The 15446-nt window shown below is 63.7% G+C and carries 17 protein-coding genes; 14 read left to right on the top strand and 3 right to left on the bottom strand.

The genetic code is table 11. The features are described 5' to 3' along the window. Positions 1-30 precede the first annotated feature (30 nt). Positions 31-321, bottom strand: a complete 291-nt coding sequence (locus tag AWB80_RS23325; RefSeq protein WP_061177011.1) for a DUF1634 domain-containing protein — start codon at positions 319-321, stop codon at positions 31-33. Continuing rightward, on the bottom strand, positions 318-1181 hold the full coding sequence (locus tag AWB80_RS23320) for a sulfite exporter TauE/SafE family protein (protein WP_061177010.1): 864 nt from the start codon (positions 1179-1181) through the stop codon (positions 318-320). The genes AWB80_RS23325 and AWB80_RS23320 overlap by 4 nt, the downstream gene beginning before the upstream one ends. 133 nt (positions 1182-1314) lie before the next feature. Between AWB80_RS23320 and AWB80_RS23315 the strand changes: the two genes are divergently transcribed. Next, positions 1315-2214, top strand: coding sequence for an IclR family transcriptional regulator (locus AWB80_RS23315; RefSeq protein ID WP_061177009.1), 900 nt, complete (start codon positions 1315-1317; stop codon positions 2212-2214). Here AWB80_RS23315 and AWB80_RS23310 read toward each other — a convergent pair. Continuing rightward, positions 2211-3284 carry a porin gene (locus AWB80_RS23310; protein ID WP_061177008.1) on the bottom strand — a complete coding sequence of 358 codons (1074 nt, stop codon included), beginning with the start codon at positions 3282-3284 and terminating at the stop codon, positions 2211-2213. The two genes, AWB80_RS23315 and AWB80_RS23310, sit on opposite strands and share 4 nt — an antisense overlap. A 434-nt stretch (positions 3285-3718) precedes the next feature. Here AWB80_RS23310 and AWB80_RS23305 point away from each other — a divergent pair, with 434 nt between their 5' ends. From AWB80_RS23305 to AWB80_RS23245, 13 genes are read left to right on the top strand one after another with little or no spacing between them, the layout of a single operon-like run. After that, complete coding sequence (locus AWB80_RS23305) at positions 3719-4036, top strand: non-heme iron oxygenase ferredoxin subunit (protein ID WP_061177007.1); 318 nt, start codon at positions 3719-3721, stop codon at positions 4034-4036. 1 nt (position 4037) lies between these two features. After that, positions 4038-4346 carry a recombinase-like helix-turn-helix domain-containing protein gene (locus tag AWB80_RS23300; protein WP_061177006.1) on the top strand — a complete coding sequence of 103 codons (309 nt, stop codon included), beginning with the start codon at positions 4038-4040 and terminating at the stop codon, positions 4344-4346. Between the two features lie 17 nt (positions 4347-4363). Then, positions 4364-5428, top strand: a complete 1065-nt coding sequence (locus tag AWB80_RS23295; protein ID WP_061177005.1) for an aromatic ring-hydroxylating dioxygenase subunit alpha — start codon at positions 4364-4366, stop codon at positions 5426-5428. Then, positions 5421-6173 (top strand): SDR family oxidoreductase, encoded by a 753-nt coding sequence (locus AWB80_RS23290; protein ID WP_061177004.1) that lies wholly within the window; start codon positions 5421-5423, stop codon positions 6171-6173. Before AWB80_RS23295 ends, AWB80_RS23290 begins: the two co-directional genes overlap by 8 nt. 29 nt (positions 6174-6202) lie before the next feature. Further along, a complete protein-coding gene (locus AWB80_RS23285; protein ID WP_061177003.1) occupies positions 6203-6730 on the top strand; it encodes a cupin domain-containing protein in 528 nt (175 codons plus the stop codon). 7 nt (positions 6731-6737) lie between these two features. After that, positions 6738-7598, top strand: a complete 861-nt coding sequence (locus tag AWB80_RS23280) for an alpha/beta fold hydrolase (RefSeq protein ID WP_087131539.1) — start codon at positions 6738-6740, stop codon at positions 7596-7598. Beyond that, complete coding sequence (locus AWB80_RS23275) at positions 7595-8455, top strand: IclR family transcriptional regulator (RefSeq protein ID WP_061177002.1); 861 nt, start codon at positions 7595-7597, stop codon at positions 8453-8455. The genes AWB80_RS23280 and AWB80_RS23275 overlap by 4 nt, the downstream gene beginning before the upstream one ends. After that, positions 8452-9261 carry an SDR family oxidoreductase gene (locus AWB80_RS23270; protein ID WP_061177001.1) on the top strand — a complete coding sequence of 270 codons (810 nt, stop codon included), beginning with the start codon at positions 8452-8454 and terminating at the stop codon, positions 9259-9261. Before AWB80_RS23275 ends, AWB80_RS23270 begins: the two co-directional genes overlap by 4 nt. Further along, complete coding sequence (locus AWB80_RS23265; protein ID WP_061177000.1) at positions 9254-10921, top strand: thiamine pyrophosphate-binding protein; 1668 nt, start codon at positions 9254-9256, stop codon at positions 10919-10921. Before AWB80_RS23270 ends, AWB80_RS23265 begins: the two co-directional genes overlap by 8 nt. Then, a complete protein-coding gene (locus tag AWB80_RS23260) occupies positions 10914-11738 on the top strand; it encodes an aspartate dehydrogenase (protein WP_061176999.1) in 825 nt (274 codons plus the stop codon). The genes AWB80_RS23265 and AWB80_RS23260 overlap by 8 nt, the downstream gene beginning before the upstream one ends. Before the next feature lie 15 nt (positions 11739-11753). Beyond that, complete coding sequence (locus AWB80_RS23255) at positions 11754-13244, top strand: aldehyde dehydrogenase (RefSeq protein ID WP_061176998.1); 1491 nt, start codon at positions 11754-11756, stop codon at positions 13242-13244. A 10-nt stretch (positions 13245-13254) separates the two neighbouring features. Beyond that, a complete protein-coding gene (locus AWB80_RS23250) occupies positions 13255-14220 on the top strand; it encodes a VOC family protein (protein ID WP_061176997.1) in 966 nt (321 codons plus the stop codon). After that, the gene (locus AWB80_RS23245) at positions 14213-15430 is read left to right on the top strand and encodes an NAD(P)/FAD-dependent oxidoreductase (RefSeq protein ID WP_061176996.1); all 1218 of its coding nucleotides are present in this window, start codon (positions 14213-14215) and stop codon (positions 15428-15430) included. Before AWB80_RS23250 ends, AWB80_RS23245 begins: the two co-directional genes overlap by 8 nt. Positions 15431-15446 lie beyond the last annotated feature (16 nt).

Here is a 15446-nt window from a genome sequence, read left to right as displayed (position 1 = left end):
AATAACCGTTCAGTGCGTGCTTGTGGCGCTTCAGTCAGCGAGCGGCCCGAGATGCACGCCGATCACGCAGCCCGCCACGATCACGGCGAGCACGGTCGCGGTGATGGCCGCGTAGAGGACGTTTCGCTGCCGCGCGAACACACCGAACATCAGCACGACGCGCAGCACCGGCAGCAGAATGAACAGCGCGACGCCCGCGGTCAGCGCCTTCGTGCCGAAGATCAGTCCCGCGCCGGTAAGCGCGCACGCGGCCCATGTGCCGCACTGAAGAAATCCAGCGAGCAGGCGATCCAGCGAAGCGGACGCATGAGGTTTCGTCATTCGGCGCGCGCCAGGGGATCGATGCCGAGACCGTGCATGACCATCTGGCACGCGACGAGCAGCAGCATCGACAGAAACAGCAGGCGAAGGCGCTCGTTGCGCACTTTCATCAGCACGCGCGCGCCCACGATCGCGCCGATCACCGAGCCGAGCGCCACTGGACCCGCGATGGCGCTGACGATCTCGCCGCGCAGAAAATACGCGCTCGCGCTCGCGGTGGCCGTCACGCCGATCATGAAGTTGGACGTCGCGGTCGAGACCTTGATCGGCAGGCGCAGCGCGTTATCCATCGCCGGAATCTTCAGGATGCCGCTGCCGATGCCGAGCAACGCCGATACGAGTCCGGCCACGTACATCAACGTGAGACCGACGGGCACGCGCCGCACTTCATAGGCGACCTCGCGACGCAGAGCCACATCCGGATAACTCGAATGGAGATCGAGCGCGGCGGCGAGCCCGTGGGCCGGCACAGTGCCCGAGGGACTGGCCGGATCTTCGCGACGAATGAACATCTGCCACGCCGACACCAGCAGCACGCCCGCGAACAGAAAATCCAGCGCTGCAACCGGGATGATGCCCGCGAGCATCACGCCTGTCAGCGCGCCGAGCGTCGTGCCGGTTTCGAGAACCACCGCGAGCCGCACGTTCGTCAGGCCGCCGCGCAGAAACGCCGCTGCGCCGCCGCACGAACACGCGATCACCGACACGATGCTCGTGCCGATCGCCGTGTGCATGTCGATATGGAAGAACGTCGTCAGGATGGGCACGATGAACAGGCCGCTCGCCATGCCCAGCATGCCGCCCGCCGCGCTCGCGCCCAGCCCCGCGCAGAAGAGCCAGCAGGTTGCTTCGAAGCTCATCGGTTCGGCCTCGTTCGAAGATCGGCAAACACTTAATATAACATGTTATAACGTGCTTAGAAAGCCGGAAGGCAGGTCCGCCGATCGTCTCGCGCTATGATTGCCCCTTGCACGATAACAACCACAGCCGAACATGGCCCGACGAAGCAAACAGGAAGACACGCAGGCGGAGAACCTCGACACCACGGACGAAGACGCGTCATCCGGCGGCGGCTCCACGTATCTCGTGCCGGGGCTCGAACGCGGCCTGCGCATCCTCGCCGAATTCTCGGCGCGCGAGCCGGTGCTGGGCGCGCCGGAGTTGTCGCGGCGCATTGGCATTCCGCGCACGACGACGTTTCGTCTGCTGCAAACGCTCGAATCGCTCGGCTTTCTCGAGCGCGTGAACGGAGATCGCAATTTTCGGCTTGGCGTCGCCGTGTTGCGGCTCGGCTTCGAATACGTGAACTCGCTCGAACTGACCGATTTCGGCACGCCGATTCTCGAACGCCTGCGCGATGCAACCGGTCTTTCCACGCATCTTCTGATTCGCGATCAGCGCGATGTCGTGTTCGTCGCGAAGGCGCAAAGCCACGAGCCGATGTTCAGTTCGGTGAAGGTGCATGTCGGCACGCGCCTGCCCGCTCACGCAACGGTGCATGGCCATGTGCTGATGGGTGATCTGTCGCTCGCCGCGTTGAAGGCGCTCTATCCCGAGGGGCAGCTCGAAAAGTACACCGAGCGCACGCCCGCCACCGTCGACGAACTCTACGAGCGCGTGCAGGAATGCGCGGCGCTCGGCTATGGGCTGAGCGAAGCGTCGTTCGAGCGCGGGATATCCGTCGTCACCGCGCCCGTGCGCGATCATTCCGGCGCGATCGTGGCTGCGGTGGCCGCGACCGTGCCGCGCTCGGATATCGGCGCGGATGATGAGAAGTCGCAACTCGTCGAAACGATGTGTGCGGCTGCGGTCGAGCTGTCGATGCGGCTGAACTATCGCGCGTCGCCGGACGATCCCACCGTGGCCCTCGCCGCGCGCAGGATGCCCGCCTAGAACGAGTGATGAATGCCCGCAAGCACGATCACCTGATTCGCCGTGCTCGACACGCCCGCCGTGAAGAACGCCGCCTTCGCACCACCGGTCGCGTGCTCGTAAAGCGCGTTCACATAGAGCTGCGTCGACTTCGACAGCATATAGATATCGCCGATTTCGAACTGCGTCCAGCGGCCGCCCGCGAAGGTCGTCGTCGCTGCGCCACCCGCGATCCAGTTCCACGCCACCGGCTTGAACGTCACGCCCGCATCGTATGACTGGAACGTGTCGGACTGGCCGTTCGATTGCAGCTTCACGCGCGTATAGAGACCGTGCACGACGAACTTGCCGATCTCGTACGATGCCCCCGCGCCCATCTCTTCCTGCTTGTCCGCCATGTAAGTCGCTGCCGGCTGACCCTGGAAGGTCGTGAGGCCGGTCGTCGCGATCGCGGGCGTGCGGTTGTGCTCGTTCGAATACGTGGCCGCCGCCTTGAACGGCCCGTTCGCATACGTGATGCCGAAGCCGTAATTGCGGCCGGTCGAGAAGTTCGTCGTATTGCCGAGGCCCATCATCGCGCCTGCGGAAAAGCCGTAGAAGCTCGCCGAGCGAAACTTCACCGAGTTGTCATACGGCACGACGCCGGTGTCCGCCAGCTGGTCGATGTTGCCCGGATGGAACGCATACCAGCTCGCCGCGAGATAGGCGGTCGAGAGCGGTCCGAGCATGTCGAAGCTGAACGGCGTCTGATGACCGAGCGTCAGCGTGCCGACGTTCTCTTGCTCCAGCCCGAGATACGCCTGACGATTCCATAGCGTGCCGGCCTTCGCGAAGTTGCCGCTGTTCGTATAGAAGCCGTTCTCGAGTTGCGCGACGGTCTTCAGCCCGCCGCCCAGATCCTCGACGACGCGAAAACCCCAGCGGTCGGGCTGCATGTTGCCCTGCTCCTCCATCCACTTCGGATGTCCGCCGACGTTGTTGATATATGCGATGCCGGCATCGAGGCTGCCGTAGAGCGTGACTGAACTTTGCGCGGCCGCTCCGGTCGCGACCCCGGCTCCGATGAGCCCCGCTGCGATGATGTGCTTCACCCTTCGTTCTCCTAACCGTATGGTTCAAGGGCGGGCCCTGCCCGCTTTTGCTGTTGCCGTCGGGGTGCCTTTATTGCGTTCCCGAGGCTGTCCGCTGATCGCTCGTTATGTTCCATATATGGATCACCGTACTGCCTATGGAAAGTATAGTGAGATTTTCCGCGCCAAAACAATAAATTTGGGATGACCTCGGGTAGACCCCGAGTACGGCCCAACGCGCGCGACAAGTCAAAAAAAGCTTACGAATCAATGTCGAACGGACGTTCTTACATCTGATGAAACGTATCGTTCCGCTTTTAAACGTCGCGCATTCAGTGTTTTCACCTAGATATCGCGATTTTTATTTTCCCGCGCTTGGACCACTCCTATAATGCCCATACACGAACTGATGTTCCTTTAGTGGAACGCAGACGAACCAGAGAAAAGGGTGAAAGATGTCTGAACAATGGCGCTGCGCCGGGCAAGCCGGCGATCTGTCGGAAGACGCACCGATCGAATTCAAGCTCGATGACGGCGCGGAAATCGGTATCTACAAAGTGGGCGACGCGCTGTACGCGCTCGAAAACGTCTGCCCGCATGCATATGCATTGCTGACGCAGGGTTTCGTCGATGGCGACACCGTCGAATGCCCGCTGCATGAAGCGGTGTTTCACATCCCCACGGGCAAATGCCTGAAAGAGCCCGGCGGCCGCGACCTGAAGACGTATTCGGTGCGCCTTGCCGGCGAAGAAATCCAGATCAAGGTGGCGTGACATGGAAAAAGTCGTGAACTTCAACCCGAATCTCAAGCCGTGGCTCGCGCCGCAGCCGAACAACGTCGCGGGCAAGGGCGTGATCGAGAAGCCGGGTGAAACCGAAAACTTCATCTGGCAGACGCGCCGTGCCGAGCCGACGCAATACGAAAACGACTTCGGCGATGCGCTCGAACGCGTCTTCGAAGCGGGCGCGCTGGAGCTGGAGCAAGTGGTCGCGGGCTTGAACAAGGACGGCTTCCGCACGCCGGAAGGCACCGCATGGACCGCCGATCGTCTCGCCGCCGAACTTCGCACGCTCGCTGAATAAAGAAGGAGCACTTCCCCATGACGTCCCCTCAGCAATCCACAACGACCGCAGCCGATCCCGTTCAGTGGTATCTCGATCGCGGCCTGCGTAACTACTGGTATCCCGTCGCGCCGAGCTGGCAAGTGGCGAATGCGCCCATCGGCCTGACGCGCCTTGGCGATCAGATCGTGCTCTGGCGCGACCACGAAGGCAAAGTGCACGCGCTCGAAGACCGCTGCCCGCATCGCGGCGCGCGTCTGTCGCTCGGCTGGAATCTCGGCGGCAGCGTTGCGTGCTGGTATCACGGCATCGAAATCGATGGCAGCGGCACCGTGCAGAAAGTGCCCGCCGTGTCGGCGTGTCCGCTCGAAGGCCAGAAGTGCGTGAAGTCGTACCCCGTCGAGGAACACGCGGGCGCGATCTTCCTCTGGTTCGGCGATGACGCCAACAAGGAACCCGCGCCGCTCGTGCTGCCGGAAGAACTCGTCGGCGACGAATACGCGAGCTTCCTGTGCATGTCGCACTGGAAGTGCAATTACCAGTACGCGATCGACAACGTGATGGACCCGATGCACGGTGCGTATCTGCACGCGACGTCGCACTCGATGGCCGAAGGCGACAAGCAGGCGGACATGCGCGTGCGCAAGACCGATACGGGTCTGATGTTCGAAAAGGTCAATCAGCGCGACGTGAACTTCGACTGGGTCGAACTCGGTGAAACCGGCTGCCTGTGGATGCGCCTCGCGATTCCGTACAAGAAGAAGTTCGGTCCGGGCGGTAACTTCGGGATCATCGGCTTCGCAACGCCTGTCGATGAAGACAATTGCCAAGTCTATTTCTGGCGCACGCGCAAGGTCTCGGGATGGCAGCGCGATGCGTGGCGCTTCCTGTATCGCAATCGCCTCGAAGGGCTGCATTGGGCCGTGCTGGAACAAGACCGTTACGTGCTCGAAAGCCTCGCGCCGAACGCGCGCAATCACGAATTCCTCTATCAGCACGATGTCGGCATGACGCGTGTGCGTCGCATGCTGAAGCAGCGCGCGCAGCAGCATCTCGCCGCGCTCGAGGCGCTGCCGAAGAACACGGAGCACGCTCATGCGTGACGCGTCGAATGCGCTCGATGGCCGTCGCGTGCTCGTGACGGGCGGCGCTCGCGGACTCGGCGCGGCGTTCGTCAAGGCGCTCGTCGAGAGCGGCGCGCGCGTTGCGTTCGGCGACGTGCTGCATGCGGAAGGCGAAGCGCTCGCGCGTGAACTGCCCAATGCGCACTTCTTCCCGCTCGATCTGAACGAGCCGCAGAGCATCTCCGCGTTCGTCGATGCAAGCGTGAAAGCGCTGGGCGGTCTCGATGGCCTCATCAACAACGCCGCGATCACCAACTCGGGCGGCAAGTCCGCCGATGAACTCACGCCACAAACGTGGGACGCCGTGATGAACGTCAACGTGCGCGGCGCGTGGCTGATGAGCGTCGCCTGCCTGCCGCATCTGAAGGAATCGGGACACGGTGCGATCGTGAACATCGCGTCGGATACGGCAATGTGGGGCGCACCAAAGCTGCTTGCCTATGTCGCGAGCAAGGGCGCCGTGATCGCAATGACGCGTTCGCTCGCCCGCGAGTTCGGCGCGAGCAACGTGACCGTCAATGCAATCGCGCCCGGCCTCACCGAAGTGGAAGCCACCGCCTACGTGCCCGCCGAGCGCCACGAGTACTACCTCAAAGGCCGCGCACTGACGCGCGCGCAAGTGCCCGACGACGTGAACGGTCCCGCGCTGTTTCTCCTCTCGGATGCCGCGCGCTTCGTGACGGGCCAGCTGCTGCCGGTGAACGGCGGCTTCGTGATGAATTGATTCGCTCTACATAGAACCTGGAGAAAGCAATGGCCGATGCAGACATCGAACGTAAATCGTGGGACCAGCCCGCCGAAGCGAGCTTCGAGCAATGGATGGAGTCGCGCGTCGCGCGCCTCGAAACGCGCCGCTACGACTGGGACGCGCTCAAGTTCCAGGCCGATTACGACCCGAAATATCGCCGCGCGCAGATGCGCTATGTCGGCACGGGCGGCACCGGCGTCGCGAAGGACATGAACACGGTCCCCTCGGGCAGCTTCACGTTTTCGACGATGGTCATTCCCGCCGGCAACATCGGGCCGAGCCATATTCATGTCGACGTTGAAGAAATCTTCTTCGTCTTGCGCGGCAAGATGAAAGTGGTCTGCGAGAAGGACGGACAGACGTGGGAAGCCGTGCTCGGCGAGCGCGATCTCATTTCCGTGCCGCCGGGCGTGTATCGCACGGAGATCAACATCGGCGAGGAAGACGCGCTGATGTGCGTGATGCTCGGCGCATCGAAGCCGATCACGCCGACGTATCCGCCGGATTCGCCTTTGGCGAAGCTCAAGCGCTGAGGCTGCGATGAACATCGAGACGCTCGCCTCGTTCGCCGATATGCGAATCGGCACCACGCACGGCATCACGGGCTATCGCGAGGCAGGTGCGATGCATCTGCGCACCCTGCCCGTCGTGTTGCTGCACGGGATCGGCTCGGGCGCGGCGTCGTGGCTGCGGCAACTCGACGTGCTCGGTGCGAAGCGTCGCGTGCTCGCGTGGGATGCGCCGGGATACGGCGTATCCAGTCGCGTGACGAGTGAATCGCCGATTGCGTCCGATTACGCGAACGCGTTGTCCGCGTGGCTCGATGCGCTGGGCGTCACGCGCTGCGTGCTCGTCGGTCATTCGCTGGGCGCGATCATCGCGGGTTCGTTCGCCGCCGATATGCCGGAGCGTGTCGCGGGCCTGATGCTGATATCGCCCGCTGCGGGTTACGGCGCTGCATCGAAGGACTTGCGCGAGTCGAAACGCGACGCGCGTTTGAAGATGCTCGCCGAACTCGGCCCGCAAGGACTCGCGCGCGAGCGCAGCGCGAACATGGTCTCGCAATACGCCGATGAAACCGCACGCGAATGGGTGCGCTGGAACATGGCGCGCATCGTGCCCGAGGGCTACGCGCAAGCGACGCATCTGCTCGCGAACGCGCATCTCGCAGTGGATATCGCGCGCTTTCACGGACGCATCGCCGTGGCGGTGGGCGCCGAAGACACGATCACGCCGCCCGAAGCGTGCGCGCCCATCGCGCAGGCCGCGCACGTCAGCCTGCAAGTCATTCCGCGTGCCGGACACGCGGGTTATGTCGAATCGCCCGCTGTCTACACGACGCTGATCGATGCGTTTTGCCAGGGCATCGAATGTCACATGAAAGACGGAGTAACACCATGACATCCCTCGCCACGGAAGAAGCCGACAAGAGCGAGCCGACTTATATCGTGCCGGGCCTCGAACGCGGACTGAAGATTCTCACCGAGTTCTCGCCGCGCGAACCCGTGCTCGGCGCGCCCGAATTGTCGCGGCGTCTCGGCATTCCGCGCACGACGGTTTTCCGTCTGCTTCAGACACTCGAATCGCTCGGCTTTCTGGAGCGCGCGGACAAGGACCGCAACTATCGCCTCGGCGTCGCTGTGCTGCGTCTCGGCTTCGAATATCTGAGTTCGCTCGAGCTGACCGATCTCGGCCTCCCGATCATCGAAGCGCTGCGCGATGCGACCGGTCTCACGAGTCACATTCTCATTCGCGATGGCCGCGATGTCGTGTTCGTCGCGAAGGCGCAGAGTCATGCGCCGATCTTCAGCTCGGTGAAGGTGAACGTCGGCACGCGACTGCCCGCGCATGCCACGACGCACGGTCACGTATTGATGGGCGATCTCTCGCTCGATGAACTGCGCGTGCTTTATCCGGAACAACATCTGGAGCGCTTCACGAAGTCGACGCCTGAAACGGTCGAGGAACTCTACGAGCGCGTGAAAGAAGACGCCGAACGCGGTTTCGCAACGAGTCAATCGTCGTTCGAGCGCGGCATTTCGGTCGTCACCGCGCCGGTTCGCAACGACACCGGGCGCATTGTCGCTGTCATCACGACGACGATCCCGCGTCCCGAAATCGACGCCGCGTTACTCGGCAGCGGACTCATCGACAAGGTTCGCGAAGCCGCCGATGCGCTCTCGATGCGTCTCAACTATCGTCCGGCCACGCGTGCTTCAGCGTCGAGCCGATACATGAAGTCTCTGGGGTTGCAATGATTCAGATCGATCTTTCAGGGCAAGTTGCGGTCGTGACCGGCGGTTCGTCGGGCATCGGCTTCGCGACGGCGCGTTTGTTCCTGCAAGCGGGCGCGTCGGTGGCCATTTGCGGACGCGACGGCGAACGGCTCGAAGCCGCGCAAGCCGTACTCGCAAAGGAATTTCCGCAAGCGCAATTGCTCGCTTCACGTTGCGACGTGCTCGATGAGAGCCACGTGAACGCATTCGCCGCACGCGTAATGGAGCGTTTTGGCCGCGTCGACATGCTGGTGAACAACGCGGGACAAGGCCGCGTGTCCACCTTCGCCGACACCACCGACGACGCCTGGCGCGATGAACTGGAACTGAAGTACTTCAGCATCATCCGTCCGACACGCGCCTTTCTGCCGATGCTGAAGGACGCGCCCTCGCCCGCGATCGTCTGCGTGAATTCGCTACTCGCGTTGCAACCCGAATCGCATATGGTCGCGACTTCGTCGGCGAGAGCAGGCGTGCTGAGCCTCGTGAAATCGCTCGCGACGGAGTTCGCGCCGCAACGCATCCGCGTGAATTCGATTCTGATCGGCATTGTCGAATCGGGACAGTGGAAGCGACGTTATGAGGACTACCTACAAAATGCGCAAGAGCCGCGTCAAAGCTGGCAGCAATGGACCGCCGAGCTCGCGCGCAAGAAACACATTCCGCTCGGCCGCTTCGGCTTGCCCGAAGAAGCGGCTCAGGCGCTCTTTTATCTCGCAACAACGCTGTCGTCGTACACGACCGGCAGCCATATCGATGTTTCCGGAGGCTTTGCTCGTCATGTCTAAGAAAACCACGGTCGGCGAACTGATCGCCGCGTTCCTCGAACAATGCGGTGTACGCACGGCGTTCGGCGTGATCTCGATTCACAACATGCCGATTCTCGATGCGATCGGCCGGCGCGGCAATATCCGCTATGTCGGCGCGCGTGGCGAAGCGGGCGCATTGAACATGGCCGATGGCCTCGCGCGGGTCTCGGGCGAACTAGGCGTCGCGTTCACGTCGACGGGCACCGCCGCCGGCAACGCGGCCGGCGCGATGGTCGAAGCCCTGACCGCCGGTACGGCTCTGCTGCATGTCACGGGCCAGATCGAAACGGAATATCTCGATCAGGACCTCGCGTATATCCACGAAGCGCCCGATCAACTGTCGATGCTGCAATCGATCTCGAAGGCCGCGTTCCGCGTGCGTACCGTCGACACCGCATTGCCGACGATCCGCGAGGCCGTGCGCGTCGCGCTGACCGCGCCTGCGGGTCCGGTAAGCGTGGAGATTCCGATCGACATTCAGGCTGCCGAAATCGAATGGCCCGCCGATCTGGCGGCACCCCATGTCGGTGCGCTCACGCATGACAGCCTGCGTGTGAAGCAACTCGCCGATGCACTGACGAACGCCAAACGCCCGCTGCTGTGGCTCGGCGGCGGCACGCGTCATGCGCGCGGCGCGGTCGAGCGTCTGGTGAAGCTCGGCTTCGGCGTCGTGACGAGCGTGCAAGGGCGCGGCGTGCTGCCGGAAGATCATCCCGCGACGCTCGGCGCGTTTAACGTGCATCCGTCGGTCGAGGCGTTCTACAAGACCTGCGATGCGCTGGTCGTCGTCGGCTCGCGTCTGCGTGGCAACGAAACGCTGAAGTACAAGCTCGCGCTGCCGCAACCGCTCTATCGCGTCGACGCCGATGCGCTCGCCGACAACCGTGGCTATCGCAACGATCTGTTCGTGCATGGCGACGCATCGCGCGTGCTCGATGAACTCGCCACGCTGCTCGAAGGCCGCATCCGCATCGATCCGGCGTTCGCGGGCGATCTCGCCGCCGCGCGGGAAACAGCGGTCGCGGAAGTATCGAAGGGACTGGGACCGTACAAGCGCCTCGTCGATTCGCTGCAACGCGCGGTCGGCCGCGATTACAACTGGGTGCGCGACGTCACGATCTCGAACAGCACGTGGGGCAATCGCCTGCTGAAGATCTTCAATCCGCGCGCGGGCGTGCATGCGCTCGGCGGCGGCATCGGCCAGGGCATGCAGATGGCGATCGGCGCGGCGCTCTCGGGCGCGGCGAAGAAGACCGTCGCGCTCGTCGGCGATGGCGGTCTGATGGTCAACGTCGGCGAACTCGCCACCGCCGTGCAGGAAAAAGCGAACGTGATGATCGTGCTGATGAACGATCAATGCTATGGCGTGATCCGCAACATTCAGGACGCGCAGTATGGCGGACGCCGCATGTTCGTCGATCTGCATCAGCCGGATTTCGCGCAGTTCTGCGCGAGCCTCGGTCTCGCGCATCGCCGCATCACGTCGCTCGATCAGGCCGATGACATCGTGCGCGAAGGACTCGCCATCGACGGTCCGGTGCTCGTCGAAGTGGACATGCTGTCGGTCGGCTCGTTCGCGACCGCGTTCGCGGGACCGCCGGTGAAGAAGGAAGAGCCGAAGGAGCCGGAATATGCGTGATCCCCGTCATGCACAGCATGCGATCGACATCGCGATGATCGGCTTCGGCGCGATCGGCTCGGCGGTGTTTCGCGCAGTCGATCGCGATCCGCTCGTGCGCATCTCGCATGTGATCGTGCCGGAACGTGATCGCGCTCATGTGCGCTCGGTGCTCGGCGATGACGTCGATGTCGTGTCGCACGTCGATGCACTCGCGAGTCATCCCGAGTTCGCGCTCGAATGCGCGGGACATGCGGCGCTCGTCGATCATGTCGTGCCCCTGCTCAAGTCCGGCACGGACTGCGCGGTCGCATCGATCGGCGCGCTGTCCGAAGCCGGTCTGCTCGATGCCTTGTTCCATGCCGCCGACGAAGGCGCGGCCACCATCACGCTGCTGTCCGGCGCGATCGGCGGCGTCGATGCGCTCGCTGCGGCGAAGGAAGGCGGCCTCGACGACGTGCAGTACACGGGCCGCAAGCCGCCGCTCGGCTGGCTCGGCACGCCTGCGGAAAACGTCTGCGATCTGCGGTCGCTGACCGAAGAAAGAGTCATCTTCGAAGGGACCGCACGCGATGCCGCGCGGCTCTATCCGAAGAACGCGAACGTCGCGGCGACCATCGCGCTGGCCGGACTCGGACTCGACGGCACGCGCGTGCGCCTGATCGCCGATCCGGCCGTCGAGCGCAACGTGCATCGGATCGTCGCGCGCGGCGCGTTCGGCGAGATGTCGCTCGAAATGTGCGGCAAGCCGCTGCCGTCGAATCCCAAGACATCCGCGCTTACCGCATTCAGCGCGATTCGTGCGTTGCGTAATCGCGCCGCGCGCTGCGTCATCTGAAGGAGCTTTTGAACGATGAATCATCCCGACACTTCGCTCGTGACGTCCGGCGATATCTATATCGGCGGCGAATGGCGCCAGGGGCGCGGCAATCCGTACGCGAGCATCTATCCCGCCGATCAAAGCGTCAACGCGGAGATCAGCACGGCAAACGCCGACGATGCGCGCGAAGCCGTCGAAATCGCGGATCGCGCCTACAGGAAGGCAGATTGGGCCGGATTGAAGCCGCATCAGCGGGCAGCCATTCTGCATCGCATCGCGAATCTGATCGAAGCGCGTCACGAAGCGCTCGCGCAACTTCAGCGCCGCGACAACGGCAAGCCGATCAGCGAAACGCGCGCACTCGTCGCGAGCGCGGCGAGCACGTTCCGCTATTTCGCGTCGTGCCTCGAAACGCTCGAAGAAGAACTCACGCCCTCGCGCGGCGACTATCTGACAATGAGCGTGCACGAACCGCTCGGCGTCATCGTGGCGATCACGCCGTGGAATTCGCCGATCGCATCGGACGCGCAGAAGCTCGCGCCCGCGCTCGCCGCAGGCAATGCCGTCGTGCTGAAGCCCGCTGAAGTGACGCCGCTCGCATCGCTCGCACTTGCGCGCATTTGCGAGGAAGCGGGCGTGCCGAAGGGCGTCGTCAGCGTGCTGCCCGGCAAAGGCTCCGTCATTGGCGATGCACTCGTGCGCCATCCGCTCGTGAAGAAGGTCGCGTTCACGGGCGGCACGGAAGTGGGCCGCGGCATCGCGCGACTCGCGGCGGAGAAGCTGATGCCGGTGTCGCTCGAACTCGGCGGCAAGTCGCCGACCATCGTGTATGCCGACGCCGATCTCGATCACGCCGTCAACGGCGTGCTGTACGGCATCTTCAGTTCGTCGGGCGAATCGTGCATCGCGGGATCGCGCCTGTTCGTCGAGCGCAAGGTGTACAGCGAATTCATGGCGCGGCTCGTCGACGGCGCGCGCAAGCTGCGCGTCGGCGACCCGACGCGCGAGAACACGCAGATGGGCCCGCTGATCACGGGGCAGCATCGCGAGAGCATCGAACGTTACGTCGCGCTCGGTCTCGACGAAGGCGGCACGCTGCTGTGCGGCGGTGAACGTCCCAGCGGCGAGGGCCGCGAGAAAGGCTTCTTCTTTCTGCCGACGATCATCGAAGGTCTCACGAACGACGCGCGCATGTGCCAGGAAGAGATCTTCGGTCCGGTGCTCGCCGCCCTGCCCTTCGACGACGAAGCCGCGTTGCTCGCACAGGCGAACGACAGCGTGTTCGGCCTTGCCGCCGGCATCTGGACGCGCGACTACAAGCGGGCGTGGAGCATGGCGCGCGCATTGAACACCGGCACGGTCTGGATCAACACGTACAAGCAGTTTTCGATTTCCACACCCTTCGGCGGCTGGAAGGACAGCGGCATGGGCCGCGAGAAAGGCCGCCTCGGCCTGCGCGAATACATGCAGCAAAAGAGCCTGTACTGGGGCTTGAACGACGCCCCGCTGCCGTGGGCGAACTGAAGGAGTTGCCATGACGATTCTTGGCATTGAACGCATCACCTACGGCGTGACCGATCTCGACACCTGCCGGCGCTTTTTCGCCGACTGGGGTCTGAAGGAAGTCGCGCACGATGAAACGCGCGCCCGTTTCGAGACCCTGAACGGCTGCGAAGTGCTGCTGGCGCTCGCGCACGATCCAGCGCTCCCGCCCGCGTTCGAAGGCGGTCCGACGCTGCGCGAAGTGACGTGGGGCGTCGCGACACGCGCCGAACTCGACGCACTGCGCGGACGTTTCGCGGGTCTGCCCGGTCACACCGAAACGGATGATGCGGTCGGCTGCATCGATCCGAACGGCATGGCGATTCGCGTCGAAGTGACGAAGAAACGCGATATCGACGTGAAGGGTTCGCCCTCGAACGTGTGGGGACAAACCCTGCGCGTCGATACGCCGAGTCCCGTGTACGAACGCGCCGAACCGGTCGAAGTGGGACACGTCGTGTTCTTCACGAACTGCGTCGCTGAGCAGGAAAAGTTCTATCACGAACTGCTCGGCTTCGAGACCTCCGACCGTTATCCGGGACGCGGCGCGTTCATGCGCTGCGCGCCGCACGGCGGGCACCACGATTTGTTCCTGCTGCAATTGCCCGACGGCAAGCGCGGTCTGAATCACGTCGCCTTCACCGTGCGCGATATCCACGAAGTGTTCGGCGGCGGCCTGCATATCAGCCGCTGCGGCTGGACCACGCAGCTCGGGCCGGGACGTCATCCGGTTTCGTCGGCGTACTTCTGGTACTTCAAAAATCCGGCGGGCGGTCTCATCGAGTATTACGCCGATGAAGACGTGCTCACGCCCGAGTGGCAGCCGCGCGAGTTCGAACCGGGTCCGACCGTGTTCGCCGAATGGGCCGTCGATGGCGGTCTCGATGGCAACACGCGCCGTCAGAAAGACGCGAAGGCGCCCGAAGGCAAGTTCATGACGGAGCGTAAAAATGGCTGATCTTCAGACAGTCGTGGTGATCGGCGGCGGACAGGCTGCCGGATGGATCGTGAAGACGCTCCGCAATGAAGGCTTCGATGGCCGCCTCGTGATGATCGCCGATGAAATCCATCTTCCCTACGAACGCCCGCCGCTGTCGAAGGCCGTGCTCGCGGGCGAAGCGGATATCGACACCGTGCGCATCGTCGATCACGACGCGTTCGCTGAATTGAACGTCGAAGCGTGGCAGCCGGAATGCGCGGCATCGATCGATCGCGACGCGCGCATCGTGCGCACCGCGAGCGGACGCGAAGTGCACTACGACCGCCTCGTCATCGCGACGGGCGGCGCGGCGCGGCGTCTGCCCGATGCGCTCGTGAAGACGTCTCACCTCGCCTATCTGCGCACGCTCGACGACGCGATGGTGATCGGCAAGCGTCTGCGCGAAAGTCACAGCAAGCGTCTGCTCGTGGTCGGCGGAGGATGGATCGGCCTCGAAGTCGCGGCGACCGCGAAGAAGCTCGGCGTCGATGTGACGGTGATCGAAGGCGCGCCGCGTCTGTGCGGACGTTCGGTACCCGAAAGCGTGTCCGACTTTCTGCTGAAACTGCATCGCGATAACGGCGTCGATGTGCGCCTGAATGCTTCGCTCGTGTCGCTCGAAGACTTCGGCAGCGGCGTGCGCGCGCAACTCGCCGACGGCACGACGCTCGATGCGGATTTCGCTGTCGCGGGCATCGGGTTGACGCCGCATACGGCAATCGCGGAGCGCGCGGGCATCGAGGTGAACGACGGCATCGTCGTCGATGAATTCGGCGCGACGAACGATGCGCATGTGTTCGCCTGTGGCGATGTCGCCAATCATCCGAACGCGTGGCTCAAGCGCCGTGTGCGCCTCGAATCGTGGGCGAACGCGCAGAACCAGGCGATCGCGACGGCGCGCGCAGTGCTCGGCGTGCGCACGCCGTATGCGGAGATTCCGTGGTTCTGGTCGGATCAGTACGACGTGAACCTGCAGATTCTCGGCGACATTGCGCCGGGCGCGACGCCGATCGTGCGCGGCGATCTGGACGCGCGGCGCGCGTCGTTGTTCTTCCTCGACGGCGACGCATTGCGCGGCGTCATCGCGATCAACGCGACGCGCGATCTCAAGGTCGCGAAGAAATGGATGAGCCAGGGACGCGCGGTCGATATCGCGGCCCTTGCGGACACAGCGAAAGCACTCGCATAACACACAGACGGGAGCA

Origin of the sequence: Caballeronia pedi (assembly GCF_001544915.2) — a bacterium.
GTDB classification, from domain to species: Bacteria; Pseudomonadota; Gammaproteobacteria; order Burkholderiales; family Burkholderiaceae; genus Caballeronia; species Caballeronia pedi.
Note: the sequence above shows the minus strand (reverse complement) of the source record. Positions and strands in the feature narration are given on the sequence as shown.

Bases quoted from the DNA above. Each gene is read 5' to 3' on its own strand.
- AWB80_RS23280 (WP_087131539.1), top strand. From the start codon at position 6,738: ATGAACATCGAGACGCTCGCCTCGTTCGCCGATATGCGAATCGGCACC.
- AWB80_RS23285 (WP_061177003.1), top strand. From the start codon at position 6,203: ATGGCCGATGCAGACATCGAACGTAAATCGTGGGACCAGCCCGCCGAA.
- AWB80_RS23250 (WP_061176997.1), top strand. From the start codon at position 13,255: ATGACGATTCTTGGCATTGAACGCATCACCTACGGCGTGACCGATCTC.
- AWB80_RS23305 (WP_061177007.1), top strand. From the start codon at position 3,719: ATGTCTGAACAATGGCGCTGCGCCGGGCAAGCCGGCGATCTGTCGGAA.
- AWB80_RS23325 (WP_061177011.1), bottom strand. From the start codon at position 321: ATGACGAAACCTCATGCGTCCGCTTCGCTGGATCGCCTGCTCGCTGGA.
- AWB80_RS23295 (WP_061177005.1), top strand. From the start codon at position 4,364: ATGACGTCCCCTCAGCAATCCACAACGACCGCAGCCGATCCCGTTCAG.
- AWB80_RS23245 (WP_061176996.1), top strand. From the start codon at position 14,213: ATGGCTGATCTTCAGACAGTCGTGGTGATCGGCGGCGGACAGGCTGCC.
- AWB80_RS23290 (WP_061177004.1), top strand. From the start codon at position 5,421: ATGCGTGACGCGTCGAATGCGCTCGATGGCCGTCGCGTGCTCGTGACG.
- AWB80_RS23270 (WP_061177001.1), top strand. From the start codon at position 8,452: ATGATTCAGATCGATCTTTCAGGGCAAGTTGCGGTCGTGACCGGCGGT.
- AWB80_RS23320 (WP_061177010.1), bottom strand. From the start codon at position 1,181: ATGAGCTTCGAAGCAACCTGCTGGCTCTTCTGCGCGGGGCTGGGCGCG.
- AWB80_RS23260 (WP_061176999.1), top strand. From the start codon at position 10,914: ATGCGTGATCCCCGTCATGCACAGCATGCGATCGACATCGCGATGATC.
- AWB80_RS23300 (WP_061177006.1), top strand. From the start codon at position 4,038: ATGGAAAAAGTCGTGAACTTCAACCCGAATCTCAAGCCGTGGCTCGCG.
- AWB80_RS23315 (WP_061177009.1), top strand. From the start codon at position 1,315: ATGGCCCGACGAAGCAAACAGGAAGACACGCAGGCGGAGAACCTCGAC.
- AWB80_RS23255 (WP_061176998.1), top strand. From the start codon at position 11,754: ATGAATCATCCCGACACTTCGCTCGTGACGTCCGGCGATATCTATATC.
- AWB80_RS23275 (WP_061177002.1), top strand. From the start codon at position 7,595: ATGACATCCCTCGCCACGGAAGAAGCCGACAAGAGCGAGCCGACTTAT.
- AWB80_RS23265 (WP_061177000.1), top strand. From the start codon at position 9,254: ATGTCTAAGAAAACCACGGTCGGCGAACTGATCGCCGCGTTCCTCGAA.